The organism is uncultured Gilvimarinus sp. (assembly GCF_963972205.1).
GTDB classification, from domain to species: domain Bacteria; phylum Pseudomonadota; class Gammaproteobacteria; order Pseudomonadales; family Cellvibrionaceae; genus Gilvimarinus; species Gilvimarinus japonicus.
On the sequence record NZ_CAXAUC010000011.1, the window covers coordinates 58,509 to 83,416 of the forward strand.

Sequence of the window (24,908 nt, forward strand, 5' to 3'; positions counted from 1 at the left end):
GATCGCTATTTATGGTGTCTCGAGGTTGCCTTCAAACATTTTTCGGTAGTCTTCGCCCAATTTACCAATCCCTTGCACAGATTGTTCGATCTGCGCATTCCACGCATCGTCATTAACGACAATAGGGCGCAGCAAAATCACAAGTTCGGTTTTTTCGGTCAGCCGGCTGGTGGTGCGAAACATCGAGCCAAAAAATGGGATATCTCCCAGCCCCGGGTTTTTACCATCTTCGTTCACTTTAGTTTCTTGCATCAAACCGCCCAAGACAATCACTTGGCCCGACTGCGCCCGAACGATGCTGTCGGATTCACGCACGCCGCGATTGGCCAACGGCAGCGAGAAGTCCTCATCGCCAATAGTAAAGTTTTTAAGCTGATCTTTAACATCACTCACCACCGGGTGAATATGCAAAATGACACTGTCGTCTTCTGAAATTTGCGGCGTCACGTCCAGCGAGATGCCACTAAAAAACGGCGACAACTCGATGTTAGGGGTACTGGTCACAGCCGATGCATTGGCTGTAGTATTACTCGAAATACCGGTAATAAAGTATTCATCGGCGCCGACCCGAATCACCGCTTTTTGATTGTTTACGGTGGATATTCGCGGGCTGGATAACACCTGCACATTGCCTTGCGTTTGCAGCAACGACACCAGCTCACTGATATCTGGCACGCCGAGTACCGAGGTGAACATTTGCGACGAGGTCTCCACCACACCGTCGACAAAGTTTTGTTGCCCCTCAAAACCGCCGGGTACAAAATCGGTAAACGATACCGTATCGTTGGTATTATGATCGCGCCCAGCTTGATAACCATAATTTAACTGGCCGTTTATTTGGCTCCAGTCAATACCCGTGTTGTAACCCTCGCTTAGGCGAACCTCTAGAATTTTTGTCTCTAAAATCACTTGGCGTTTAACACTTAACTCAGAGCGATCTAGAAACTCCCGCACCGCATTGAGCTCGTGGGGCAACGCTTTGACTACCAACATGCCTGCCTGCGGCGACACCATCACCATACGGTCGTCGCTCTCCCCGCCCACGATGGCCGACACTGCCGCTTTAATAGACACCCAAAAGTCTGTGCGGTTAAGGGTTTGAATCCTCGAGCCTGGCGTTAGCGCGGTAGAGTTATTGCCCGACTCGGACGACAACATACTCAGTAAGTTAGCGGTGTCACCCTGACTCGTACTTTGGTTGCCCGCACTGCCACCAACCTGACCACCTTGTGATTCACCCCGACCAATCATCACGCTGGTGTCCGACACCCCCACCCGCTGAACATCCAAGTAATTTAAATGGAAGACTTCGGTGCGCAAATGATTGGGGTAAATGGTATAAATGCCGCCACGCTGCTTGTACTCGTAGCCATAAATATCGCGCGCGATTTCCAACACCTCATCCACACTCACACCGTGTAAATTAAGCGATATGGTGCCCGTTACCTCGGGATGCACGACAATATTCGTGTCGGTGCCATCAACTAAACTTAAAAAGAACGCGCGGGCCGGCACCTCGCTGACCTCCACATCAAAACGTTCAACGTCAGCGCGGGAATTAGCGTCGGGGGCAACCGACAACTCGGCACTGACCTGCTCGGGCACCTCCACCGGCGCAGGCTGCGCTGCTTTGGCGACATTCGCCATTTCGGTTTCAATACTCAGTGTGCGCTCCTGTGGCTGGGTGCAACCGCTTAACCAAACCAATACGCCCACACTCATTAGAGTGGGAAAACGCCAATTCATTGCTTCACCTCGACACAAGTGCTGCTTCGGCAGCCCTGTTTTTGTATATTATGTTTTGGTATACCGTCAGCTCGCAGATCAACACTGCTTTTAACATTGTTGATACGGCTGGAAAGCTCTAAACGGCGGCGCTGTTGCCCATCGCTAATCACTACGGCGCCCGGTTCGATCTGTTGCACAACCCACCGCTCGGCGCTTGGCACTGCCTCCCCCTCGCGTACGGTAAAACCATTAATGACGGCAATTTTGCGGCTGGCACTCATCAGTACCGAGTGCAAAGCCAATGTATCAACGCTTCCCTTAAGCTGACTCACTAAAGGCCGCGTCGGGTCGCGCAGCGGCGTTTGCGCCGACGCGACCTGGATCACCAGCAAACTCACGAGAAATAACGGCCACTTACACACCCAGCAAGCCCTCCTCGGCGCTCAAGCTAAACACGCGTATTTGCACTTCTGCCTCGGGGTAGCTCTGTACCTCGTAACGCAGTGACTGCCAGTAAAACTTCCACTGCTTGGCTTCGAGTTTGTCGAGTAGCTCCAACACCTCAAAATAACGCCCGCGCACCGTTAACACCACGCCATGTTGATAGACATTAATGCTAGCATCGGCTAGCTCATCCATATCGGCTTCGGCGGCGGACGCCAAACTAATGGGCGCAACCGGTAAGGTCTGCATCGACATCAACGATAGCGCGCTGCTCTCGGCTAACATCTCTTGCAGCACTAACGCTAACTGATCGGCATTGACGAGCGCCGAACTTGAGCGCGACAGCTGCTCATCGGTGCGAATCAGCTCGCGCTGTGCCCGGCTCAGCTCGCCCGCTAACGCCTCTGCGGTGCCGCCGCCGGCCTTTGAGAACTGCTCGATCTGAGCGGAAATTTTTTGCTGCTCGGCAGATATCTCGGCAATGCGCTGATTGGTTGCTTCGCGCACTTGGCTGGCGCCATTAAACCAAAGCAAAAACCAGAAGCCATAAAGCACCAGCACCGCAGCCAATAGAACAATCACCCGTTCACGCAGTGATAAGTTATCGATATAGGCGTTAATTGACTCAAGGCTCTTCATTTTTGGCCTCCTTGAGTGTTGGTGCCGTCACAGAAAAAGGAAACCCGGCACCTTCATTTTGCTCCAGATTCAGTACGCCAAATGTACTGCGAGCAAAAGCGCCCGTGCTATGCAGCAGCGCAAGGTATCGTGGTACAGCTTTGGGCTCGGAAGTTTTGCCGTGCAACTCAACCTGGGCGCCGCCGGCAAGTAGTGTAAACGCCTCTAGACTCACAGACGGCTGAGACTGCGCCGCAAGAGCGCGCAGTTGCCCCGAAAACCCAGTCGTGTTGCCCATATCCTGTGTTTCGATCAACTCAAGCGCTCGCTTACGCTGAGTGATCTCATCGCGAGTTTCGGCCAGTTGCGCCCGCAATGCATCTGCGTTGAGCGCTTTTTGGCTATCCAGCAGTTGCATCAAGGCTATCTGGGCATCATCTGTACGCTGTCTTAACTCGGCCTGCTCACGTATTAAGTGCGCCGTTTGCGAGTGATACCACAACGAGTACAACAACAATAACACCAGTGTTAACCCTAGCGCCCATAGCATATGGGCCGCACGCAACGCAGAGCGGTCAGGTTGAAACTCGGCGGTATAAAAGTTAACGACTTGCATTAGCGCCCCCCGCCTTCGGCCAAAGCCGCGCCAATGGCCCGTAAACACAGAGGTAGCGTGTGCTGCTCGATATCATCGGCGATGCTTAACCCCTGCCCTAGGGGCAAAAGCTCGACCCGCGCGGAGAGCCCGTCTTTAAGGGCAGGCGTGATTTTATCCTCAGTAATGTTTTCACCACACAAATAGATGTGCGACGGCGGGACCTGACGCATCTGCCGCTCAAAGTAATCGAGCGAGCGCTGTAATTCCAATACCAACGCCTCGGCAGGCAAGTCATCCAGCAAACCGCCGTTAAAGTCTAATTTGAAATTGCGCGCCAGATACAGCTCACTATCGCGAATCAATAACAAGGTTCCCCCACCGGGAATAAGATGGACTAAGCCGATCGCCCGGGAGGTGTCCAAACAAGCTGTTGCCAGTTGGCCCAACGCCAACTCGGGGATGTCAATACTTTGCAGCGCTACGCCACTTTCTTGGGCCAGCGCGACTTGATCGGCCACGGCGGTACGCTTGGCAACGGCCGCATACGCCAGCCGGGTGCCGCCACGGGTGCAGGATTCGGGCAGTAAAAATGCCTGTACGATGGCGTCCGCGACCGAGAAACTAACCAGATCTTTGACCCGCCAGCGCAGCGCCTCGCTCAGCTCCTCAAGCGGGACGTCCGGTGCATCGCCCAACAATAGCTGATACCCCGCTGTTGGCATTACCAGTTTACAGGGGCGCGCCCGCCCGCCCAGCTTGGCAAGTCGTTCTCGCAGGGCAACAGCAGGAGTATCGGAGCCGGGAATAAACTCAGCGGCGAGCAAGCGGGGCAGTTGGCCGGCAATACGCTCAAGCAACGCCAAAGCGACACCTTCCGAGGTGAATTCTACCCCTAATGTTTCGTACTTGCGTGACTTAGCACGAATCAACTTCAAGCCAATGTTCTCCAAACCTTATTTTATGAGACACCACACTATGCCAGCGTGGCGCGTATTTCTCTATAGGCTAATAACAGTATTCTTTATCAAGCCCGTTTATAATCATAGCCTGTTATTAACCCTTATTTTGACTATAGCCTTTTGGAACTGGATTGCGCCATGCTCAATATCGTTTTATTTGAACCAGAAATCCCCCCCAATACCGGCAACATCATCCGTTTGGCGGCCAATACCGGCTGTCAGCTGCACTTAATAGAGCCTCTAGGCTTTGTTTTAGACGACAAACGCCTACGCCGCGCCGGGCTTGATTATGGCGAGTGGAAGGACCTCGTCACCTATAGTAACTGGGATGACTTTTTGGCTAAAGCACAACCTACGCGAGTGTACGCCCTTAGCACCAAGGGAACCCAGTGTCACAGTGAAGCACGCTTTGAGCAAGGCGACTATTTATTATTTGGCCCAGAAACCCGTGGCTTGCCCCCCAGCATTCGCGAATCATTACCCCCAGAGCAGGTGTTACGCATCCCCATGCGGGAGGGCAGCCGCAGTATGAACCTGTCTAACGCGGTTTCGGTCATGGTGTACGAAGCTTGGCGTCAACTGGATTACCGCTAAACATTGCCCCCAGCGGCGCGATTTAAAAGCGCCCGCTAACCCCGTACAATAAACGCCTTTTGTCAGTACAGGTAAACGCTATGACACGTGTGCAAATATTAGTCGGCACCGAAATGGGCACCGCCGAAGCCGTCGCCGGCGACCTTAAAGATCGCCTCGAGAGTAAAGGCATCGTTACCATCGTCAATCCGCTGCCCGAGATTGAAGACCTACTCGACAACCCCGATGACACCCTGCTAATTTGCACTGCCAACACCGGCGCCGGAGATTTGCCAGGCAATATACAGCCATTGTATTTAGCCTTAATGCGCGATAATCCCAACATCGCCGGGCGCCGTTACGGCGTGATTAATTTAGGTGACAGTAGCTACACCACCTTCGGTGAAGCTGGTCGCGCTATCGACCACGCCATGAGCGAGCTAGGCGCTACGCGCATCGGCGAGCCGTTAGTGCTCGACGCCATAAGCGGCGACGATCCGTCCGAGCTGGCGCTTGAGTGGATCGAGAACTGGGCTGCGCAACTATGAGCCAAACGCCAACGAGCCAAGCCGCCAGCAGCCGAGCACCTATCGGTCTGTTCTACGGCAGCTCTACTTGTTACACCGAAATCGTGGCCGAAAAGATTCGCGCGCAACTGGGTGATGGCATGGTCGACGTTTTTAACATCGCCGACACGCCCATTATCGAGGCCGAGTTTTACCCCCGTGTCATTCTCGGCATTCCCACTTGGGATTACGGCGAGCTGCAAGAAGATTGGGACGAGATTTGGGACGAAATCGATCAGCTGAATTGGCAGGGAAAAAAAGTTGCACACTTTGGCTTAGGAGACCAAATCGGGTACCCCGAATGGTTTTTGGATGCGCTGGGTTACCTGCACGCCAAAGTCGCTAAGCTCGGTGCCGAGCCCTGTGGCTACTGGCCCGTCACCGGTTATGAGTTTGAAGCCTCGAAAGCATTAATAGCCAACGACACTTTATTTGTTGGCTTAGCACTGGATGACGAAAACGAATTCAGCCAAACCGACGAGCGTATCGCCACTTGGTGCGAGCAGGTTAAGGCCGAGTTCGAGCTGTGAACGACACCCCAGATACGGGCCCCGCGACGCTGCGCTGGGACGACGACGGGCAGCCGTTATCCAGTATTTATGGCGACTTCTATTTTTCTCGTTACGACGGGCTGGCCGAAAGCCGCTACGTCTTTTTAGACGGCAATGATTTGCCCAAACGCTTTAACGCCCTGAGCAGCGACAACACCCAGCGCACGTTTACCATCGCCGAAACCGGCTTTGGCAGCGGCTTAAATTTTTTAGCCAGCTGGCAGCTGTGGCGTGAGCATCCGCGCGGCAATCATCGGCTGCACTTTATCTCCGTCGAGCAACACCCTTTAACGCTGCACGATTTAACCCGCACTTTAACCCCCTGGCCCGAGCTCGCACCGCTAACCGAACAACTGACGGCGCAGTACCCCGTTTTTATTGGGCGCGGCATTCAGCGTTTACACTTTAGCGACAACGTGAGCCTCACCTTAATTACTGATGACGCCAACCGCGGCTTGCAATCGCTGTTATGGCCCGAGCTTTCGAGCGCCGGTGTTACGCGACAACCCCGTGTCGACGCTTGGTTTTTAGATGGTTTCTCTCCCAGTAAAAACCAAGCGATGTGGAGTGAAGAATTATTTTCGACCATCGCCTCACTGTCTGGGCCTAACACCACCGCTGCGACCTTTAGCGCTGCCAGCGTCGTCAAGCGTGGGTTTAAAAGTGCGGGCTTTACGGTGACTATCGAGCCTGGCTATCGAAAAAAACGCGAGATGGTTACCGCAGCAAGAGAGCCTCGCCCTGAGACAGTCGCACCCGCGTGCGAAAGAGCATCTGAGCTTTATTATCAGCAAGCCACTCACCGGGCAAGCAACGAGCTAACCGCACTGGTTATCGGAGCAGGCCTCGCAGGCAGTCACACCGCAAGGGCATTGGCTGAGTCGGGCTGGCACGTAACCGTACTGGAACAACACACGCCCGCCAGCGGAGGTTCCGGCAACCCGCAGGGTTTACTGTATGCGCGCTTAAGCCATAGGCGCGAAACCTTGCCACGGTTTAACTTGCACGCGCTGATGTACGCCCAGCGGCATTATCAAAGCTTTTGGCGCAATCAACCTAGTGGCGGTGAGCAGTGCGGACTGCTGCAGCTCGCCAATAACGATAAGCAAGCCGCTGCGCAGCGCCAAGTGGTTACCGCGCTGCACCACCCCTCTGCGTTAGTTCAGTCTGTTGATGCCGCCGAGGCGAGCCACCTAAGCGGCGTGACGCTTGCGCAAGGCGGGCTGTACTTCCCCGATTGTGGCTGGCTCGACCCGCGCCAGCTATGCGCAGAGCGGCTCGATCACCCCAACATAAAAGTGCACAGCAACCAATACGTGCACGAGCTAAAACAAATCGAGGGACACTGGCACGCGCTGACCGATACAGCCAATAGCAGCAGCATTGGCCATGCTGCCATTGCCGTTGTTGCCTGCGCCGAACGCAGTGGACAGTTATCACAACTAGCGCCACTGCCATTAAAGCCCATTCGCGGCCAAATCAGCAGCCTCTGCGCCACCGCCAAGAGCGTCAAGCTTAAAACCGCGCTGTGCGCCAAAGGTTATTTAGCACCCGCCCATGGAGGCGAGCACAGTCTGGGAGCGACATTCAATTTAGGCGAAAATAACTTGGCGCTAAACCCGCAAGACCACCAATGCAACCTTGAGCATTTAAACGAACTGGGGGAGCATGTAAGCGCAGCATTTAACCACCCAACCGTAAATGCTGTCACAGGGGGCCGGGCGGCATTTCGCTGCACCACGCCCGATTACCTACCTGTGGTTGGTCCGGTGCCCGATTACCCCGCCCTCAAGCGCGAGTGCGCAGCCTTAGGCCGCAACGCTAAAACCGTGATCGAGACTCCGGCCAGTTATCACAGTGGCTTATATGTTAACTGCGGTCACGGCTCTCGCGGGCTGGCCTATATACCACTGTGCGCGCAACTGCTTACCGATATTATTAACCGTGAGTGCGCTCCCCTAGACGCGCCGTTAGCGCAAGCGCTGCACCCCGCGCGTTTTGCGCTGCGCGATCTTATTCGCGGCCGCCAGACAGAGTCTCATCATTAGACGGCAACATAACTTGCGAGCCACTGCCGCAGGCAATCACCGTGCGCATGGCCGTCTCGACGCTAACCTCTGGCAGCAGCACCACGCAGTCGGCAGGTAAGTGATACACAAAACCCGACGTGGGAATCGGCGCTGTCGGCACATAAACGGTGTAATCACCCGAGCTGTGCTCTGCGGTGACGATCCCCGTCACTGACACCGGACTTTGCGCCCCCATAATATAAGCGCGACACACTTTGCCGTTAAGCAGCGAAGCATTGCCCTCGCCGCCCATCACCTGTGTCACCATTTCGCGAATGGTGCTATAGCCGGGTGCCAAACGAGAAAATAACCCGTCAATTTTACTGTGCAACCAACCGCCGACACTGGTTTTTACCAATAAACCAATGGCAAAGCACACGCCCAAGACCAGTGCAAAACTGAGCACATCAGCGCTGTGCTCACCGATGGTGATATAGTGAGCCAACCAGCGGCTCAAGGGGGCAATAATAGTACCCACCACTCCCACTAGCCACTGCACCAAAAACACAAAAATGGTCATAGGCAGCACCACTGCCAAACCACCGAGCAGGGTTAATATCAGAAACGAGCGAACGCGAGACATAAACGAGCCTTAAATAGATGTTTACGAGAGCAAGTTCAGCCATTATGGCCAACTCCCAAGAACCAGACGATTTACCGCACCCTCAACGCCATAATCGGCCCCGCAAGAAGCGCTGGCAGTATCCCGTCGCTTACCTACTGCTGGCGCTGGTCAGCCTAGCTAACCCCGTCAGCCATGCCGATCCCGCCGACCAAGCGCCGGTAAAACTTAACTACCAATTGCTGCAAAGCCGGCCCCTCAAGTCACCCTTTTTTACTCAGGGGCTGGAAATCCACGAGGGGCAACTACTGCAAAGCAGTGGACTTTACGGCAAATCCAAATTAGTTAGCCGTCCGCTAAATGATACGGCAGTTACCGCCGGCGCGACATGGCAACACGCGTTAAACAAGCAATACTTTGCCGAAGGCTTAACCGTGTTTAATAACACGGTCTACCTACTAAGCTGGCGTGAGCAAACCCTGTGGCGCTTCGATGTCGCCACGGGCAAGCTTCTTGGCCGCAACACTTACCAAGGTGAAGGCTGGGGCCTCACTAACGACCAGCAACATCTTATTCGCTCCGACGGCAGCGATACGCTGTTTTTTCACGATCCAGAGACGCTCGATCTTAAGTACCGATTACAAGTCACACGCAATGGCCAAGCGGTTAAAAACATCAACGAACTGGAGTTCGCCCAAGGCTTAATTTGGGCCAACATATGGTTTAGCAGCGAGATCATCGCCATTGATCCGGCCAGCGGGGCCGTTAAGGCGGTAGTGGATATTGCCGAGCTTGCCAAACGCGAGCGCGCGCATAACCCGGACCCAAATGCCGTCGCCAATGGGATTGCTTTTGATAGCCGCAACAAAAGCTTTTGGGTGACGGGCAAACACTGGTCACAGCTGTATCAACTGCGCATCGACACTGATGCGTTAACCCGGCCTTTAAGTAAGGGCCAACACCCTTAACTGAGAGCCATAAAAAAAGCGCCCAAACTACAGGCGCTCATTTTACGTAATACTGGGGTTCTTATTCAGGCGTGACGTTTTCAGCCTGCGGGCCTTTTTGCCCTTGAGTTACTTCAAACGTTACCTTCTGGCCTTCGGTTAGGGTTTTAAAGCCGGAGCCAACAATAGCCGAGAAGTGTACAAACACGTCCTGACCACCTTCACCCTCAATAAAACCAAACCCTTTGGACTCATTGAACCACTTAACCACACCGGTACTTTTTGACATATCAATAACCTTTGCCGGCCCAAGCCGGATTATGCTCCATAGAAAACTCAAGCCTGCCACACACCACAGGCCAGAGAAACTTACTATAAACCGGCTTTTTGGTGACTGTAAAGGTGCAAACCATAGACACGCTGGGGTTAAATCCACACGGTAGATAACGTAATATAGCCAATCGCTCCCAGTCGTTATCAGGTTACCCGACATGCGCCGCGCAGCCGGTAGGCAGCCCGGCATGACAGGCATTACGTCGCGGACCTGACCCAATGAGAAACAGCCATGACCAATAGCACCGCCCGCTTAAACGCTACACTACAAGCTTTTGACGATGCCAACCGCCAAGATCCAAACCTTGAGACCGACCTGGACGGCAAGCAACGCCCCAAAGAGCTGCTGTACGCCGAGCGCATGAGCGCTGAATTGGCCGCGTTTGCCCCCCAGGCCAGCGATGAATTGCAGCTGGCCGCGCGCGCGCAACACATTGAACGCTGGGTTATTCCCCGCGCCGATTACCCGATGGACCGCTCGGGATACAAGCGCTGGCGCGTCACCTTGGGGCAACATCACGCCGACCGCGCCTGCGCCATCATGCGCGAGCACGGCTACCAAGATGAAAGCTGCGAGCGAGTTGCCACCATGCTGCAAAAAAAGCAGCTAAAGCGCGACGCTGAAGTCCAGACGCTAGAAGACGTCATCTGCCTAGTGTTTCTGCGCCACTACTTAGATGACTTTGCCAGCAAACACACCGAAGAAAAGTTGATTGATATTATTCGCAAGACTTGGAACAAAATGTCCGAAGCAGGCCACGCCAGCGCACTCGAAATCGATTTACCGCCTCATTTACAGCAACTGGTAGGCAAAGCGCTAGGCGCTTAATCGGACTTTTACAACCAAAGAGAATAAATCAAGCAGATATCAGCCCAGAAACCCATAAAAATACAATATTTTTCCGCCAGACCTTGACCTAAGAGGCAATCTACTTTATACCAAAAGTGTGATCGTCATAACAAAAATGATAAACAAGAAGGCCGTCTTATGAAAAACTTGCTACTACCGATAGTCCTGCTGCTTATGGCACTGGCCGGCAGTCAGGTAAATGCGTGCGATGAGGACTGCAAACGCAAGCAAGCTATGGAACAGCACAATGTCGAATTCCCAAGTTACCTCAACGCAAAATTTTGCGAGACAACCAGCGTCGACTTTCTGCTGCGCGATTACGCCAGCCTAGAGAAGTACCGTAATGATCGTCTGCCAACGGGTCACAAAGGGGGGATGAACAATATTCGAAAAATGCTTGAGCAGCGCAAAGAGTGGTTGACCGAATGTGACGACTACTTGCGCCTAACCGAGCAAGGGCGAGTATTTTACAACGCCGAAACAACCCAAACCGTTTTTGCCGCCATCGACAAAGTCACCACAGAGCTAAACGCCTTGGTGTACAACGGCAGCCAAGAGGTTATCGTCACAAACGGTCTGGATATTGCCGAGCAAGACTTCGATAAAATGCTCACAGTGTTAGATCAACACAAAACCAACCTGCAGCTGCGCGGCCAGCTGGTCATTCGTTAATCCAACCGACCGGTTTAGTCGCTGACACGCTCACGCTTTTTCAGCGACAAAACCGCGCGTTTGGGCTTATCGGGGTTGTCGGCAAACATCTTTGCCTTTTGCTCCAGATCTTGCACCGTGCGGCTTTTTACCTTAACGCTGGTACCTTCATCGCGCTCGCGCGCGATTGGTGCACCACCCTCAGCGGCGGCATTGGCTAAAGCCTCAACGCCACAGCGTAACAGCCGCGCCTGATCGATAAAGTTTAGGCTTTTGGGGAAGTGGCTCGGGTCAACCGACGACGGATTGCGCGGATCGCCCTCGACTCGGATGATACAACCGCTGCTATGGCGCGCTTCGCCCGCTGGCAAATCGACGTCCCAGGATTCAAAATCCATTGCTTTGACCTTTTCTGCTACAAATAAACCCCATCGAGCAAGCCGACCGCTTAGGGGATGAAAGAGGGTATCCGGCAATTGTGACACTTTCGCGACAATCGCACCAGAGCTAGGTATTAGCCAGCCGTTCGGCGATTTTTTTGCCGGGCAGGCGGCTCCGCTCCCAAATGTACTTCATTGCGCGCCTTAGCCAACTCCATTTGTTTTTGTCGCTCGGCAAATCGGGTTTTCTGCTCATCGCTTAAACTGTGATGACAACGAGGGCAGCACACGCCCTTCATATACAGCTCGGAGGCCATTTCATCTTCAGTGATAGGATGGCGGCAGCCGTAACACTGGTCAAACGAGCCGCGCTCCAGATCGTGATTGACCGCCACACGGTTATCAAACACAAAACACTCGCCGCGCCACAGGCTCTCGTCGGCCGGGACCTCTTCGAGGTACTTTAAAATCCCACCCTCTAGATGGTACACCTCGTCAAACCCCTGCTCTTTCATGTAAGCCGTGGCCTTCTCACAGCGAATACCACCGGTGCAAAACATCGCGACTTTTTTGTGCTCGGCGGGGTTTAGATTGTCTTTAACGTAAGCGGGAAACTCGCGAAACGTCTCTGTCTCGGGGTCTATCGCGCGCTCAAAGCTGCCAATGGCATACTCGTAATGGTTGCGCGTGTCCACCACCAGCACATCCGGGTCACTGATTAACGAGTTCCAGTCTTGCGGTTTTACATAGGTGCCCACGATCTGTTTGGGGTCGATACCCTCGACCCCCATGGTGACAATCTCTTTTTTCAGCTTTACCTTCATACGGTAAAACGGCTGTTCGTCATAGAGCGACTCTTTGTGCTCGATGTCAGCAAAGCGGCTGTCGCTTTTCAAGTAATCCAGCAGCGTATCGATACCTGCGCGCGAGCCGGACACGGTACCGTTGATACCTTCAGCGGCCACCAACAAAGTGCCTTTTATACCCAAACGATCACACTCGGCTCTAAGAGGGACACTAAGCGCCTCGTAATCGGGAAGCTCAACAAATTTGTACAGCGCAGCGACAACATACTGATTCATAAGAAAAACAATTACCTAAAAGCTGCCCAGGACGGGCGGATTAAAATCGCGAGCATTATAACCGCTTGTTTTTTGTACAGCCAGCATTTTTGCCGCTAGTACCGCTGTGTTTGCCCGCCCGACTATTGGCGGTATTAGCGCTTGCCGCCCCCTAAACAGTGGGGTGAATCGGGCACGTTTTGCTCGGCCACCCACTCATCAGGGCTAAAGGTGTGTAGCGCCAGCGCGTGCACAGGCCCTTTTAACTGCTCGGTGAGCGCGCCATACACCAACTGATGGCGTTGTACTTGGCGCTTGCCCTCCAGCGCTTGGCTTACCAAGGTAACCTTAAAATGGGTCTCCGAGTTGGGCGGCACGCTGTGCATATGACTTTCGTTAACCACCCTTAAGTAAGCCGGGCTAAATTGTTCGGTTAACGCCTGCTCAATACTGGCTTGTACGGGGTTCATCACGCCTCCACTAACGCAAAATTGCAGCCGCCATTGTACCTCAGGGACGGGCCTGCGCGTTTAGTGATATTCACTGTGATCATCGGGAATACTCGCCGCCTCTTCCAACTCAGAGGCCAAACGCTGGCTCTGGGTTGCGCGGGCGGCAGACCAACGCCACCAGTAAGTACACCACCGGCGTCAAAAACAGTGTAAACACGGCGGCGATACCTAGACCACCAAACACCACCCAGCCAATAGCGCGTCGGGCTTCGGCGCCGGGGCCGGCACTCAAAATCAACGGCAGCCCACCCAACACCGTGGACATCATCGTCATCACAATCGGGCGCAATCGCACGGCGGCGGCCGTTTGCACCGCTTGCAGTACCGAGCGGCCCTGATCGCGCAGCTGATCGGCAAACTCCACCAATAAGATGCCGTTTTTGGCCATCAGGCCAATTAACATCACCAAACCAATTTGCGAGTAGACGTTAATACTGGTGCCCGTTAGCAGCAGCGCTACGATAGCCGCAGCAATACCAAAGGGCACGGTTAACATTACAATCACCGCACTGGTAAAGCTTTCAAACTGAGCACAGAGCACCAAGAACACCACTAACAGTGCAATGATATAGGTCACAGTGACCTCGTGTGCGGTTTCATCCAGGGTCTCGGCCTCGCCTAAAAAGATCAAGCCAATCCCCGGCGGTAACTCACGCTCGGCCAATGCACGCAAATCGTTGACCGCCGACTGCAGCGGATAGCCACTGTCGAGGTTTATGTCGATTTCAATAGCGCGCCTTTGTTTGTGCCGATCCAGCTCCGCCGCTACCGCGTGCTCGCTTAAGGTCACCACCGACGACAATGGCAGTAGACGCCCGTCGCGGGTGCTAACAAACAAATTAACCAGATCGCCCGGATCATTAATTTGATTGCCGGACGACTCCAAAATAATCGGAATCGCCTCATCCTCGACACTTAAATCAACCAAGTCGTAACCATCGACCATCGCCCGCAAAGTCGCGGATATGTTGTCCAGCGGGATATTTAAGTCCGATGCTCGGCGCCGGTCGATGGTGACAGACAGCTGGGGTTGAGTCGGCTGGAACTGAACATCAGGCTGCGAAAGGTTAGGCAACTGCTCTTCGATCGCGCGCGCAAAACTTTCTGCCGCGACAAAAATCTCATCGTAATCGCTACCGACTAGGGCTATGTCTATGCCCCCGCCGCCGTTCCATAAGCCAAGGCTGTTGGTGCTGGAAACCCTGACAAAAGCGCCGGGGATTTCACTCATCGCGCCACTTAGCTCGTCCATCATCTCTTGCTGTGTGCGACGGCGAGCTTCCCAATCGGCCAGCGGTAAAATCACCCGGCCGCGGTTAGGATCATAGCGACCCACAATCGAAAATAACTGCGTCGCCTCCCCGGAGTCCAGCAACGGTTGCACCCGGGCCTCCATCGCGTTGACTTGGCGCTCAGTGTATTCAAGCCCGGTGCCATCGGGGCCGGTGGCATCGACGTAGATAACACCGCGGTCCTCCTCCGGCAATAATTCCTGAGGAATAAACTGGTACAACAATGCACTGCCGGCAATAGCCAATACCGCAGCAATCACCGCGATCACACTATGGCGCAGAACCAACGCAAGCGCGCGCGAGTACGCCTTTGCGATACGATTACCAAAGCTCTGCAGCCGGTCGCGTATCGGGTGCGATTCGTTACTGCGCTCCGGCACAATACGCGCCGCCATTGCCGGCACTAGCGACAAAGCAACAAACGAAGATATCCCCACCGCAAACGCCAACACAAAACCAAACTCACGGAACAAGCGCCCCGCGGTACTGGGCAGCATCGCCACCGGTACAAACACTGAAATCAACACCGCCGTGGTGGCAATCACCGCGAAGAAAACCTGCCGGGTGCCGAGCACTGCCGCCGCCCTTGCACCGAGACCTTGATGGCGGCGGCGCTGAATGTTCTCTAGCACCACAATTGCGTCATCCACCACCAAGCCGGTGGCCAACACCAGCGCCAATAACGTCAAAATATTGAGCGAGAAACCCATGGCCCAAATCGCCGCAACCGTGCCGATCAAAGCCACCGGTATCGCCACACTGGGGATCAAGGTCACCCGAAACGAGCCAATAAACAACCAGATGGTGATAATAACGATGCTGACCGTCAGCAATAAACTAAACAGCACTTCGCTCATTGAGCCTTTAATAAACTTGGAGCTATCTTCCGTTACCACCAACTCAAAATCATTAAAGCGCTCGTTCAAACGCCCGACCGCCTGATGCACACGCTCGGCGATCTCCAGGGTATTGGATTGCGACTGACGCACCACCCCTAGCCCCACCACCGGCAGGCCATCGAGCCGCACATAAGACTCGGCGTCTTCCGGCGCAAAAAACACCTGAGCCACATCGGCCAAGCGGGTATTGCCTTCAATCACAATACTTTGCAGCTCGCGCTCGGTCACCGCCGAGGCATCGGCGCGTACCAGCAACTCCAAATCGCCCGAGCGAAAACTTCCGGAGGGTACATCGAACGGAGCTTGTCGCAGGGCATCGGCCACATCTGTGACGCCCAAACCAAAGCTTGCCAAACGGATCGGGTCCATCACCACCCGCAGAATTTTTTGCCGCTGACCAAACAGAACGACATCGGCCACGCCGTCAATGGAAACAAGCTCGGGAATCAAATCCTTCTCGGCGCGGCGGGTTAACTCCAGCTCCCCCATTTGCTCGCTGACCAGCGCTAGGTTGATAATCGGATTGGCGTTAGGATCGGCCTTGACCACCGTCAAAGATTCCATATCCGGCGGCAAATCCCGCTCGACCCGACTTACCGCCTCACGAACATCCGAGGCGGCACTGTTTAAGTCGGCACTGGGTGAGAACTCGACATGCAGGCGAAAGTTATTCTCTTCACTGGACGAGCGAATATTGCGAATGCCAGATACCCGTGCCACCGCGCCCTCGACAATACTGGTGACATCGGCATCCATGGTTTCGGGCGAGGCGCCGGGGTATACACCGCGCACGGACACCTGCGGTCGGTCGACGTCCGGCAACTCGCGCACCTCGACCGCCAGAATCGCCGCCAGACCGGCAATGGCAATTAAGAGATTCAATACCAGAATAAGAATGGGGCGCCGGATGCTTAGGCTGGCCAAATCCTCTTTATGCAGCGAACCAGAAGTATCACTCACCGCTCACCTCTTTATTCTCGGCGGCATCTGAGGCTGCGGTATTAGAGGACTGACTGTTTAACTCACGCACTTCGGCAACCTTAACCGGTTGACCTTCACGAACCATTTGGATGCCTTCCAGCACAACAAGCGCACCATCTTGCAACTCGCTGTTCACCAAAACTTCACCCGCGCGGCGCTGAACGATGGTCGCTAGTTTTCGCTTAGCCACGCCATTCTCAATGGCCCAGACAAACGAGCCACGCGCTCCCCACTGCAAGGACACCTCGGGCACCAGAACATAAGTATTACCGGTCAGCGATAAAGCGATACGAAAGCTCATCCCGGGGCGCAGTAAATCTGCACTGTTATCCACATGAGCTCGCACCTTAAAGGTCCGCTCATTCTCATCGACCCGACTGTCGATTGCGACCACCTGCCCCTGCGCCGTTACCGAGTTTTCGCGCCAGGTCGCAAGCTCAATGCTTTGGCCCGGCTGGATCTGACCCAACAACAACTCCGGCAAAGCAAAGGTCACCAACAATACACTGCGATCATCAATGGTGGTGATCACAGTGCTGTTATCAACCCAGGCGCCCGGATCAATATCACTTAAACCAACGTAACCGGCAAATGGGGCCACCACCTTTTGGTATTCCAAGTCGACACGGGCGCGATCAACGGCAATTTGTGCGCGCGCCACCGCACTTTCGGCGTCGTCGAGCGCCGACTCTGTTACCGCGCCGCTGTCTTTGGTTTGACGGTAACGGGTTAACAAGCGCTCGGCATCGGCCAGTTCGACCTCGGCGTTGCGCAGCGCCAGCGCTTCATCGCGGGCATCCAAGCGCAACAACACCTGCCCTTCGGTAACTTTTTGTCCGGGCTCGATACCCACCTCGGTCACCTGCCCCGCCACGCGGGGACGCACGGCAACCGACTGCAGCGCACGGGACGTACCCACGGCCTCAACATTCACTTGCTCGGCACTTAACGCGACCTTGGCAGCAATCACTGGTCGCGCTTTAGAACCACCAGCGCCGGGCTTAAGGGTGGCCTCGTCAGTGCAACCGGCCAAAAACCACAGTGAGGCAAAAGCGAGTAATAGTTTGCCACGCATACACACAGGTAAACGGGTCGACGGTTTATTGGGCACAGAGGCACTCCAAATCTAGGCCCTTATCACAGAGCATTATTAGTAATAAAACTATTTTACGGGTGGGAATGAGAAGTTACACACGAAACAGGTAAGGAACTGTAAATATCCTAACACTCCAGGCGAGCACAGCTGAACGCTGCGCTAGAGCCGAAACCTTAGACTGCGGTCTGGGACTCCGGCTGGCCCGATTTGGCCGGGCCGCCAATTCGCTCACGTAGGTGTTGCACAGCCCAATAAAATAGCGGAATCAACAAAGTGCCCAACACAGAGGCCGCCAGCATACCGCCAAACACCGTAAAACCCAGCGAAATTCGCGACGCCGCACCCGCACCGGACGAGAACACCAACGGCAGTACGCCCAGAACAAATGACAGCGCCGTCATTAACACCGCGCGAAAACGTAAGTGCGCGGCGATATAAGCGGCATCAAAAATCGACTTGCCCTCGCGGCGCTGCTCCATCGCAAACTCCACGATCAAGATCGCCGTTTTTGCCGACATACCGATCAGCAACACCATGCCAATCTGCGCGTATATGTTGTTGTCGAGCCCAGCCAACTGCAAGGTAAAAAAAGCACCGAAAATGGCTACCGGCACTGCCAACAAAACGGCAACCGGAATCGTCCAACTTTCATATAACGCCACTAAAAATAAGTAAACAAACAATAGCGCCAAGGCGAATAAAAACGGCGCTAAATTACCGGCATCAATCTCTTGCTTAGACTGCCCCGACCACTCATAGACAAACCCTTCGGGTAGATATTGCGCAACCCGGTTCATCGCGGCAATCGCTTGACCGGAGCTTAAACCGGCCGCGGCCTCACCGGTGACCGTCGCGGAGCGATACAAATTAAAGTGATTAATACTGGTGGGCCCTTGCACAGGCGACAAGCTTGCCAAGGTCATAAGCGGTACCATCTCACCGGCGTTATTGCGCACGTAATAGTGGCGCAAGTCGTCTGGCCCAAGTCGGTACTGACTATCGGCCTGAATCATCACCCGGTAGGTGCGTGAAAACTGATTAAAATCGTTGACATAAAGAGACCCCAGATGCGCCTGCAAGGTAGTAAAAATATCGCCAATGGATACGCCTTGCGCCTTGGCTTTGGTGCGGTCCACATCAAGAAAATACTGCGGCACATTAGCGCGGTAGGTACTAAACACTTGACTTAATTCCGCGTCGCTATTGGCGGCATACACTAAACCATTTAGCGCTCGGGCCAGCGCTTCAGGCGAGCGTCCAGCGGTATCCTGCAGCTGAAACTCAAAACCGCTAGAGGCACCCAGGCCGGGAATGGGCGGCAAGTTAAAAGTCATCACCCGCGCCTCTGGCATAGCCCAATATAGACCCTGCAACTTTTGCAGCAACGCGGCAACGCTTAGCGCAGGCTCGGTGCGATCTTCCCAGTCATCCAACACCACAATGCCAAAGCCATTGTTAGAGCCCACACCACCCAGCAAGCTAAAGCCGGCAACCGAAATAAAATCACTCACCCCAGGCTGACGCAGCGTCATCTCGGTAATGTCCTCCAGTACACGCACGCTGCGCTGGCTAGAGGCAGCATCGGGCAGTTGGACATCGACAAACAGGTAGCCTTGGTCTTCATCGGGAACGAACCCAGTGGGCACATTTATGGCTAACCAGGCCAACGCTGCAAACAATAAAACGACAGCCACACCCATACGCCCAGCGCGCTTTAGCAAACCGCCAATGAGTGCTTGATAGCCTCGAGTTAATGCTGCCAGCCCCTTCTCGACCGGCGCCATTACCGCAATCGGTTTGTTTTCAGGCTTTAACAAAACAGCACACAGGGCGGGGCTTAAGGTTAATGCGTTAATGGAGGAGATTAGCACTGCACACGATATCGTCACCGAGAACTGTTTGTATAACTCGCCGGTTATCCCGGGCATAAACCCCACCGGGACAAATACCGCTAACAACACCAAGGTGGTAGCAACAATGGGGCCGGTAACCTGCTTCATACTTTTTAAGGTCGCCTCGCGAACACTGCAGCGCTCTTCGGCCAGAATTCGCTCTACGTTCTCGATGACAATAATGGCATCGTCGACCACGACCCCGATAGCGAGCACTAAGCCAAAAAGTGTAATGGTATTGATTGAGTAGCCCAAAATCAGCATACAAGCGAAGGTACCAATTAAGGAAACCGGAATCGCAACGGTTGGAATCAAAGTCGCACGCCAGTTTTGCAAAAATAAAAACACCACCGCAATTACAAGAAATATCGCCTGTACCAGTGTTTTCACCACCTCCTCAATCGACCGTTCGATAAACCGGGTGGAATCAAAAATAATTTTAAACTCAAGCCCTTCTGGCAAATTGGCACCGAGCTTAGCCATTACCTTGCGCGCCGCTGTAGCAACAGCGGTGGCATTTGCCTCTGGCAACTGGTACAGCACAACAAATGCCGTTTCTTTATTATTTAATTTAGATTGAATACCATAACTTTTTGAGCCCAGCTCGATACGCGCCACATCCCTAACGCGAACCAAGGCGCCTTCATCATCAGCTCGCAAAATAATATCGCCAAACTCTTTGGTATCTTCCAGTCGCCCCCGCGCCTGAATACTGTATTCAAATTGTTGTGCATCGGGGGCAGGATTTTGGCCAAACTTACCCGCAGCGACAATCAGGTTTTGCTCGCGCAGCGCATTGGTAATATCGGTTACTGTAATATTGAGTGCGCTCATACGGTCGGGGTTTAACCATAAGCGCATGGCATAAGACTTATCGCCCATCACGTTGACGTTGGCGGCACCGGGGACTCGCGCTAACGGCTCGACTAAATTATTAGTCGCGTAGTTACTTAAATACAGCGCATCCATATGCTCAAAGCCGGGCTTGGCAATCAAGTTAATCCCCAGCAGCATATTAGTGGCTTGCTTGCGCACCCGAATCCCTTGCCGCTTAGCCTCTTCGGGTAAAAAAGGCTCCGCCAAAGCAACTCGGTTTTGCACATTCACCTGCGCCATATCCACATCAGCACCAGCGGCAAAGGTAATAATGATATTAGCGGCACCATTGTTGTTAGCGGTAGATTCAATGTACAGCATGTCCTCTACGCCATTAATTTGCTCCTCCAGTGGTCGCAGCAGTGAGTCTTCGACTACCTGAGCGCTAGCACCAGGGTAAGTGGCGGACACTTGTACTTTAGGTGGTGTGAGCTCTGGATATAGGTTCACCGGCAACAGGGTGATGGCCAACAACCCCACTAGCGTGATGACAATCGATATGACAAAGGCAAACTTGGGGCGGTATATAAACGTCCTGCTAATCATGGCAATTCCCTATCGGGCGATTATTCGCTATCGGCGGCAATTGCGCCGGTCACCGGGTCCACATCACGCACCTCAGGTGCAACAACGATTCCGGCATGCACTTTTTGCAAACCGTCAATAATGATGTGCTCGCCCGCCTCTAAGCCATTGGTAACCGCCCACATTGGCCCCAAACGACGCCCCATTTGCAGGATACGCTGCGCGACTTTGTTGTCGTCGTCCACCACCAAAACCGAGTAGCCATCTTGCCCGGACTGTACTGCCGCCTGAGGGATAACCGGCATCGTCTGCTTATCACGCCCTTCAGCCAGCACCGTCACATACATCCCCGGCATCACGAGCCCACGGCTATTGGCAAACTCGGCACGTAAGTTCACAGAGCCCATGGTTGCGTCAATTTTAGTATCTGCAAAGGTGAGCGTTCCGGGGCGGGGGTAAATATCGTTGTTAGGTAAACGCAAAGCGATATCTACCGGCGAATCTTGATTAATACTGTCGGCACTGTGGCGCTGTTGCAGGTAGGATATGTACGCACTCTCTTCCAGCTGAAAGTTAACGTAAATTGGGTCGGACGCGCTGAGCTCAGCCAAGGGCTCGCTGGTGGGCCCGACGATTTCGCCCACGTTATACCGTGCTTTACCCACAAGGCCCGAGAAAGGCGCGCTGATGCGAGTGTAACTTAAGTTAATATGGCTGTTTTTGAGGTTTGACTGAGCGGCTTTTAAAGCCGACTTTGCCTGACTTGCCGCCGCTTTCAGCTTATCGAGGTCTTGTTGACTCAGATAACCGTCCGGAGCCAATTGTTTGCCGCGGGCGAACTCTTTTTCTGTGCGTTCCACCTCACTCGTAGCGCGCTCGAGCTCAGCCTCGGCACTTTGCAAGGCGGCACGATAAGGCGCATCGTCAATCTCAAACAAGAGCTGCCCGTCGCTCACTAACGCTCCCTCGACAAAGTGTCGCGAGATCAACTCGCCCTCTACCCGGGCTTTTAAATCGACTTTTTTGGATGCCTCAGTGCGACCGACAAATTCTCGGTAGGTGCCCACAGGCTTTGCCGTAACCTCATACACCACAACTGCCGGAGCAGGCGCACTGGCGGCGTGATCCGCCTTCTCGGAGCAGCCAACCGCCGCAATCACAGCGATACTAAACAGCAAAGCGTCCGCAATGCGAGCCCTCTTGCTGTTATCGACGCACTCCCTACCCGCCAGATCTATTGCCCCAACTGCACCCTTCATAAGCGAATCCACTTTGCTCTGTCGTTGTTACCGTTAGGATAGACGCAGATTGAGAGAATTACCGCTTGAGGGGGCTAAACAAAGCGATTCCAGGCGATAACCGCCCAGACAAACACACACAAAGCAAGACTGACCATTACCACAGCCGAGGCGATATCCTTTGCCCGCCCTGACAGCTCATGCAGCTCCGAGCCGGTACGATCCACCACCGCCTCCACCGCCGAGTTAACCAACTCCGCCACCAAAACCCAAAACAAACTGGCCACCAGCAAAATTAACTCGATATGGGTTTGCGCCAACCACCAGGCCAGCGGTAACGCCAAAAGCGTTAAAACCACCTCAAGACGAAACGCCGCCTCATAGCGCCAGGCCGCCGCCAAGCCTTGCAGTGAATACACTGTCGCGTGCTTCAAGCGCGTCCAACCGCGCTTGCCGGGCTTATTCATGCAATAAAACTCCTTCACTCTGTCACACGAACGTCACAGTCCGGTGGTATCTCTTAGCCAACCCAAACGGATCGGCAAAAACGGGTGAAACTATGAATGCTTTTTTGCAAAGAGTCCACCAGATCGACACCTTGGCGTTTGTCTGGCTACACGTCACCAAGCAGTTTCCTTACCGGCGCACAGTGCGCTGGATCTCTCGCTGCGGCGATGGCCCTTTATACACCCTAATCGCCTTGGGCTTAGTGGCCTTTGAGGTACCAAACAGTCAGGCGTTTTTGTATATGGGACTCGCGTGTTACGCGCTGGACGTCAGCCTTTATCTGCTGCTTAAAAATGCCATAAAACGCAACCGCCCTGCCGCCGCCATCGATATCTACGAGGGGTGGTTTACCCCCTCCGATCAGTTTAGCTTCCCCTCTGGCCACACCGCTGCAGCGTTTGTCTTCGCATTCTTGGTACTTAATTTTTACCCATTATTTGCCATCCCCGCCTATGTGATGGCCAGTTTGATTGGGGTGTCTCGGGTACTGCTGGGTGTGCACTTCCCCACGGATATTTTAGCCGGCGCAGCGCTGGGCACCGGCTGCGCTATTTTGGGCAGCCTACTGTATACAGGAGTCATTGGGTGAAGGTTCTGTACGGCGTTCAAGGCACGGGCAACGGTCACCTAACGCGCGCGCGCTCTATGGCGCGGGCATTTGCCCGCCACAACATTGATGTTGATTGGGTGTTTTCCGGACGGGCACGCCGCGACTTTTTTGATATGGAGGCGTTTGGCCACTACCGCTTATTTAAAGGTATGACGCTGCAGACCTTTAAGGGTAAAGTCAATATGCTTAAAACCCTGTTTAAAAGTGATTTGTTGCAACTAAGGCGCGACGCCCGGACACTCGATTGCAAACAGTACGATTTAGTCATCAGCGATTTCGAGCCCGTCAGTGCGTGGGCGGCAAAACGCGCGGGGGTTCGAAGTTTAGGCATCTCTCACCAAAGCGCTTTTTTATACCCGATCCCCAAGCGCGCCAACAATATTATTACCGATCTGTTTATGCGCTGGTTTGCTCCCTGCGACACACCGGTTGGCGTGCACTGGCACCATTTTAATCAACCTTTATTACCACCTATCGTCGAACCATCGAGTCATGCGGTAAGCGTCACTTGCGGACAAATTTTAGTGTACCTGCCCTTTGCCGAGCTGGATGATATTGTGGCTCTGCTTGAGCCGGTCAAAAACGTCGACTTTTATATTTACCACAAACTTGATCACCCCATTGATCAAGGGCACTTACACCTGCGGCCGTTTTCTCGAAGCGGTTTTCAAGATCATTTGCACAGTTGTGAGGGTGTGATTTGCAGCGCCGGCTTTGAACTTCCAAGCGAGGCCATCGGCCTTGGCAAAAAAATTCTCGTCGAGCCGGTCGTACGACAAATGGAGCAACAATCCAACGCCATCGCATTAGCGCAACTGGGTTATGCGACAACCGCTTCGCCGTTAACTCAAGCGGTAATTGAGCAGTGGTTGCAACTACCGATACCCGAGGCGATTCCCTACCCCGACGTATCGGCGGCCATTGTGGAATGGATTATTAACGACAGCGCACAAAACCTGCCAGCACTTAGTGCTAAGTTGTGGCAACAAGTCCCCGGAGTGACCCAACCAAATAAATTGGAGTTAGCGAAGTGCGAGCCTCTGAGGGTCGTCGACCTCTGAAAATATTCAGCACGATTGAAAAAACAGAGAGTAAAACAAGACAAGGCCAAGGCGGCCCCGCTCAGTGGCTAACCAACGAGTTGAACCACTTGCCGATCATCGACTAACACAGGTTGCAAGCGGCTGTCGTGGCGGGTGGTATAAGCTCGCCAGCGCACCAGCGCGCCGCCGGCCAATAATCCGGCAATCGCCGCCAGCGCAGTGACACCTTCACGGCCAATACTGTAGTGTGCCGCCACAGTTGCCGCTAACAGTGTCAGCAGCGGCAAAAAATACACAAACAACGAGCCGTTAGCGACCACCTCTTCCGGCACCCCCAGCTGAATTTCATCGCCGATGTGGTAATCGTCCGCTGAGCGCCCCGCCAATGACACCCACAAATAACTCGTATGCCCGGTGAGCTTAGCCAGCAGGCTTTGGCCGCAACCTTTTTGCGCTGCGCAGCTGCCGCAGGTAGAGCGCTGAATCGTCTCTACCCATAAGCCGTCTGGCTCGACAGCAACGACACTACCGGTTTCAAGCAGCATAG

The 24,908-nt window shown here is 53.9% G+C and carries 25 protein-coding genes; 9 read left to right on the plus strand and 16 right to left on the minus strand.

Going from position 1 to position 24,908, the window contains the following annotated elements; genetic code table 11:
• Nucleotides 1-9: 9 nt before the first annotated feature.
• The 5 genes from mshL to AACY82_RS14600 are packed head-to-tail and all read right to left on the minus strand — an operon-like array spanning nucleotide 10 to nucleotide 4,323.
• Nucleotides 10-1,746, minus strand: coding sequence for a pilus (MSHA type) biogenesis protein MshL (mshL, locus tag AACY82_RS14580; RefSeq protein ID WP_339617579.1), 1,737 nt, complete (start codon nucleotides 1,744-1,746; stop codon nucleotides 10-12).
• A complete protein-coding gene (locus AACY82_RS14585; RefSeq protein ID WP_339617580.1) occupies nucleotides 1,743-2,150 on the minus strand; it encodes a hypothetical protein in 408 nt (135 codons plus the stop codon). The genes mshL and AACY82_RS14585 overlap by 4 nt, the downstream gene beginning before the upstream one ends.
• Complete coding sequence (gspM, locus tag AACY82_RS14590; RefSeq protein WP_339617581.1) at nucleotides 2,143-2,811, minus strand: type II secretion system protein GspM; 669 nt, start codon at nucleotides 2,809-2,811, stop codon at nucleotides 2,143-2,145. The genes AACY82_RS14585 and gspM overlap by 8 nt, the downstream gene beginning before the upstream one ends.
• Nucleotides 2,798-3,406 carry a hypothetical protein gene (locus tag AACY82_RS14595; protein WP_339617582.1) on the minus strand — a complete coding sequence of 203 codons (609 nt, stop codon included), beginning with the start codon at nucleotides 3,404-3,406 and terminating at the stop codon, nucleotides 2,798-2,800. Before AACY82_RS14595 ends, gspM begins: the two co-directional genes overlap by 14 nt.
• Entirely contained in the window at nucleotides 3,406-4,323 is a 918-nt protein-coding gene (locus AACY82_RS14600) for an MSHA biogenesis protein MshI (protein WP_339617583.1), read from the minus strand. Before AACY82_RS14600 ends, AACY82_RS14595 begins: the two co-directional genes overlap by 1 nt.
• Nucleotides 4,324-4,485: 162 nt before the next feature.
• Between AACY82_RS14600 and trmL the strand changes: the two genes are divergently transcribed.
• The 4 genes from trmL (at nucleotide 4,486) to mnmC (ending at nucleotide 8,085) form a co-directional block, all read left to right on the plus strand.
• Nucleotides 4,486-4,941: a tRNA (uridine(34)/cytosine(34)/5-carboxymethylaminomethyluridine(34)-2'-O)-methyltransferase TrmL gene (trmL, locus tag AACY82_RS14605; protein WP_339617584.1), complete on the plus strand. Its 456-nt coding sequence runs from the start codon at nucleotides 4,486-4,488 to the stop codon at nucleotides 4,939-4,941.
• Between the two features lie 80 nt (nucleotides 4,942-5,021).
• Nucleotides 5,022-5,468, plus strand: coding sequence for a flavodoxin domain-containing protein (locus AACY82_RS14610; protein ID WP_339617585.1), 447 nt, complete (start codon nucleotides 5,022-5,024; stop codon nucleotides 5,466-5,468).
• A complete protein-coding gene (gene fldB / locus AACY82_RS14615) occupies nucleotides 5,465-6,016 on the plus strand; it encodes a flavodoxin FldB (RefSeq protein ID WP_339617586.1) in 552 nt (183 codons plus the stop codon). The genes AACY82_RS14610 and fldB overlap by 4 nt, the downstream gene beginning before the upstream one ends.
• A complete protein-coding gene (gene mnmC, locus AACY82_RS14620) occupies nucleotides 6,013-8,085 on the plus strand; it encodes a bifunctional tRNA (5-methylaminomethyl-2-thiouridine)(34)-methyltransferase MnmD/FAD-dependent 5-carboxymethylaminomethyl-2-thiouridine(34) oxidoreductase MnmC (protein WP_339617587.1) in 2,073 nt (690 codons plus the stop codon). Before fldB ends, mnmC begins: the two co-directional genes overlap by 4 nt.
• Here the strand turns inward: mnmC and AACY82_RS14625 are convergent.
• Nucleotides 8,051-8,689 carry a DUF502 domain-containing protein gene (locus AACY82_RS14625; RefSeq protein ID WP_339617588.1) on the minus strand — a complete coding sequence of 213 codons (639 nt, stop codon included), beginning with the start codon at nucleotides 8,687-8,689 and terminating at the stop codon, nucleotides 8,051-8,053. The two genes, mnmC and AACY82_RS14625, sit on opposite strands and share 35 nt — an antisense overlap.
• A 17-nt stretch (nucleotides 8,690-8,706) precedes the next feature.
• Here AACY82_RS14625 and AACY82_RS14630 point away from each other — a divergent pair, with 17 nt between their 5' ends.
• Nucleotides 8,707-9,636: a glutaminyl-peptide cyclotransferase gene (locus AACY82_RS14630; protein ID WP_339617589.1), complete on the plus strand. Its 930-nt coding sequence runs from the start codon at nucleotides 8,707-8,709 to the stop codon at nucleotides 9,634-9,636.
• Between the two features lie 61 nt (nucleotides 9,637-9,697).
• Here AACY82_RS14630 and AACY82_RS14635 read toward each other — a convergent pair whose 3' ends face one another.
• Nucleotides 9,698-9,904 carry a cold-shock protein gene (locus AACY82_RS14635; protein WP_041522612.1) on the minus strand — a complete coding sequence of 69 codons (207 nt, stop codon included), beginning with the start codon at nucleotides 9,902-9,904 and terminating at the stop codon, nucleotides 9,698-9,700.
• Between the two features lie 276 nt (nucleotides 9,905-10,180).
• Between AACY82_RS14635 and AACY82_RS14640 the strand changes: the two genes are divergently transcribed.
• Together AACY82_RS14640 and AACY82_RS14645 are read left to right on the plus strand one after the other, a co-directional pair.
• Nucleotides 10,181-10,777, plus strand: a complete 597-nt coding sequence (locus AACY82_RS14640) for a DUF4202 domain-containing protein (protein WP_339617590.1) — start codon at nucleotides 10,181-10,183, stop codon at nucleotides 10,775-10,777.
• Nucleotides 10,778-10,936: 159 nt separating this feature from the next.
• On the plus strand, nucleotides 10,937-11,470 hold the full coding sequence (locus tag AACY82_RS14645) for a hypothetical protein (protein ID WP_339617591.1): 534 nt from the start codon (nucleotides 10,937-10,939) through the stop codon (nucleotides 11,468-11,470).
• Nucleotides 11,471-11,484: 14 nt separating this feature from the next.
• Here the strand turns inward: AACY82_RS14645 and AACY82_RS14650 are convergent, their stop codons facing one another.
• The 8 genes from AACY82_RS14650 to AACY82_RS14685 form a co-directional block, all read right to left on the minus strand.
• Entirely contained in the window at nucleotides 11,485-11,847 is a 363-nt protein-coding gene (locus AACY82_RS14650) for a hypothetical protein (RefSeq protein ID WP_339617592.1), read from the minus strand.
• A gap of 116 nt (nucleotides 11,848-11,963) precedes the next feature.
• Entirely contained in the window at nucleotides 11,964-12,911 is a 948-nt protein-coding gene (locus AACY82_RS14655; RefSeq protein WP_339617593.1) for a rhodanese-related sulfurtransferase, read from the minus strand.
• A 134-nt stretch (nucleotides 12,912-13,045) separates the two neighbouring features.
• Entirely contained in the window at nucleotides 13,046-13,360 is a 315-nt protein-coding gene (locus tag AACY82_RS14660) for a BolA/IbaG family iron-sulfur metabolism protein (RefSeq protein WP_339617594.1), read from the minus strand.
• Nucleotides 13,361-13,469: 109 nt separating this feature from the next.
• The gene (locus tag AACY82_RS14665; protein ID WP_339617595.1) at nucleotides 13,470-16,553 is read right to left on the minus strand and encodes an efflux RND transporter permease subunit; all 3,084 of its coding nucleotides are present in this window, start codon (nucleotides 16,551-16,553) and stop codon (nucleotides 13,470-13,472) included.
• The gene (locus AACY82_RS14670; protein WP_339617596.1) at nucleotides 16,546-17,685 is read right to left on the minus strand and encodes an efflux RND transporter periplasmic adaptor subunit; all 1,140 of its coding nucleotides are present in this window, start codon (nucleotides 17,683-17,685) and stop codon (nucleotides 16,546-16,548) included. The genes AACY82_RS14665 and AACY82_RS14670 overlap by 8 nt, the downstream gene beginning before the upstream one ends.
• Before the next feature lie 158 nt (nucleotides 17,686-17,843).
• On the minus strand, nucleotides 17,844-20,984 hold the full coding sequence (locus tag AACY82_RS14675) for a multidrug efflux RND transporter permease subunit (RefSeq protein ID WP_339617597.1): 3,141 nt from the start codon (nucleotides 20,982-20,984) through the stop codon (nucleotides 17,844-17,846).
• A 20-nt stretch (nucleotides 20,985-21,004) separates the two neighbouring features.
• The gene (locus AACY82_RS14680) at nucleotides 21,005-22,222 is read right to left on the minus strand and encodes an efflux RND transporter periplasmic adaptor subunit (protein ID WP_339617598.1); all 1,218 of its coding nucleotides are present in this window, start codon (nucleotides 22,220-22,222) and stop codon (nucleotides 21,005-21,007) included.
• A gap of 74 nt (nucleotides 22,223-22,296) precedes the next feature.
• Entirely contained in the window at nucleotides 22,297-22,668 is a 372-nt protein-coding gene (locus AACY82_RS14685; protein WP_339617599.1) for a diacylglycerol kinase, read from the minus strand.
• A 92-nt stretch (nucleotides 22,669-22,760) separates the two neighbouring features.
• Here AACY82_RS14685 and AACY82_RS14690 point away from each other — a divergent pair, with 92 nt between their 5' ends.
• Nucleotides 22,761-23,297 (plus strand): phosphatase PAP2 family protein, encoded by a 537-nt coding sequence (locus tag AACY82_RS14690; RefSeq protein ID WP_339617600.1) that lies wholly within the window; start codon nucleotides 22,761-22,763, stop codon nucleotides 23,295-23,297.
• The gene (locus AACY82_RS14695) at nucleotides 23,294-24,379 is read left to right on the plus strand and encodes an MJ1255/VC2487 family glycosyltransferase (protein ID WP_339617601.1); all 1,086 of its coding nucleotides are present in this window, start codon (nucleotides 23,294-23,296) and stop codon (nucleotides 24,377-24,379) included. Before AACY82_RS14690 ends, AACY82_RS14695 begins: the two co-directional genes overlap by 4 nt.
• Before the next feature lie 68 nt (nucleotides 24,380-24,447).
• Here the strand turns inward: AACY82_RS14695 and AACY82_RS14700 are convergent, their stop codons facing one another.
• On the minus strand, nucleotides 24,448-24,906 hold the full coding sequence (locus AACY82_RS14700) for a SoxR reducing system RseC family protein (protein WP_339617602.1): 459 nt from the start codon (nucleotides 24,904-24,906) through the stop codon (nucleotides 24,448-24,450).
• Between the last annotated feature and the right edge of the window lie 2 nt (nucleotides 24,907-24,908).

Coding starts and splice junctions, on each gene's coding strand:
- mshL (WP_339617579.1), bottom strand. CDS start 1,746: ATGAATTGGCGTTTTCCCACTCTAATGAGTGTGGGCGTATTGGTTTGG.
- gspM (WP_339617581.1), bottom strand. CDS start 2,811: ATGAAGAGCCTTGAGTCAATTAACGCCTATATCGATAACTTATCACTG.
- AACY82_RS14595 (WP_339617582.1), bottom strand. CDS start 3,406: ATGCAAGTCGTTAACTTTTATACCGCCGAGTTTCAACCTGACCGCTCT.
- trmL (WP_339617584.1), top strand. CDS start 4,486: ATGCTCAATATCGTTTTATTTGAACCAGAAATCCCCCCCAATACCGGC.
- AACY82_RS14610 (WP_339617585.1), top strand. CDS start 5,022: ATGACACGTGTGCAAATATTAGTCGGCACCGAAATGGGCACCGCCGAA.
- fldB (WP_339617586.1), top strand. CDS start 5,465: ATGAGCCAAACGCCAACGAGCCAAGCCGCCAGCAGCCGAGCACCTATC.
- AACY82_RS14625 (WP_339617588.1), bottom strand. CDS start 8,689: ATGTCTCGCGTTCGCTCGTTTCTGATATTAACCCTGCTCGGTGGTTTG.
- AACY82_RS14630 (WP_339617589.1), top strand. CDS start 8,707: ATGTTTACGAGAGCAAGTTCAGCCATTATGGCCAACTCCCAAGAACCA.
- AACY82_RS14635 (WP_041522612.1), bottom strand. CDS start 9,904: ATGTCAAAAAGTACCGGTGTGGTTAAGTGGTTCAATGAGTCCAAAGGG.
- AACY82_RS14640 (WP_339617590.1), top strand. CDS start 10,181: ATGACCAATAGCACCGCCCGCTTAAACGCTACACTACAAGCTTTTGAC.
- AACY82_RS14645 (WP_339617591.1), top strand. CDS start 10,937: ATGAAAAACTTGCTACTACCGATAGTCCTGCTGCTTATGGCACTGGCC.
- AACY82_RS14650 (WP_339617592.1), bottom strand. CDS start 11,847: ATGGATTTTGAATCCTGGGACGTCGATTTGCCAGCGGGCGAAGCGCGC.
- AACY82_RS14655 (WP_339617593.1), bottom strand. CDS start 12,911: ATGAATCAGTATGTTGTCGCTGCGCTGTACAAATTTGTTGAGCTTCCC.
- AACY82_RS14660 (WP_339617594.1), bottom strand. CDS start 13,360: ATGAACCCCGTACAAGCCAGTATTGAGCAGGCGTTAACCGAACAATTT.
- AACY82_RS14675 (WP_339617597.1), bottom strand. CDS start 20,984: ATGATTAGCAGGACGTTTATATACCGCCCCAAGTTTGCCTTTGTCATA.
- AACY82_RS14680 (WP_339617598.1), bottom strand. CDS start 22,222: ATGAAGGGTGCAGTTGGGGCAATAGATCTGGCGGGTAGGGAGTGCGTC.
- AACY82_RS14685 (WP_339617599.1), bottom strand. CDS start 22,668: ATGAATAAGCCCGGCAAGCGCGGTTGGACGCGCTTGAAGCACGCGACA.
- AACY82_RS14690 (WP_339617600.1), top strand. CDS start 22,761: ATGAATGCTTTTTTGCAAAGAGTCCACCAGATCGACACCTTGGCGTTT.
- AACY82_RS14700 (WP_339617602.1), bottom strand. CDS start 24,906: ATGCTGCTTGAAACCGGTAGTGTCGTTGCTGTCGAGCCAGACGGCTTA.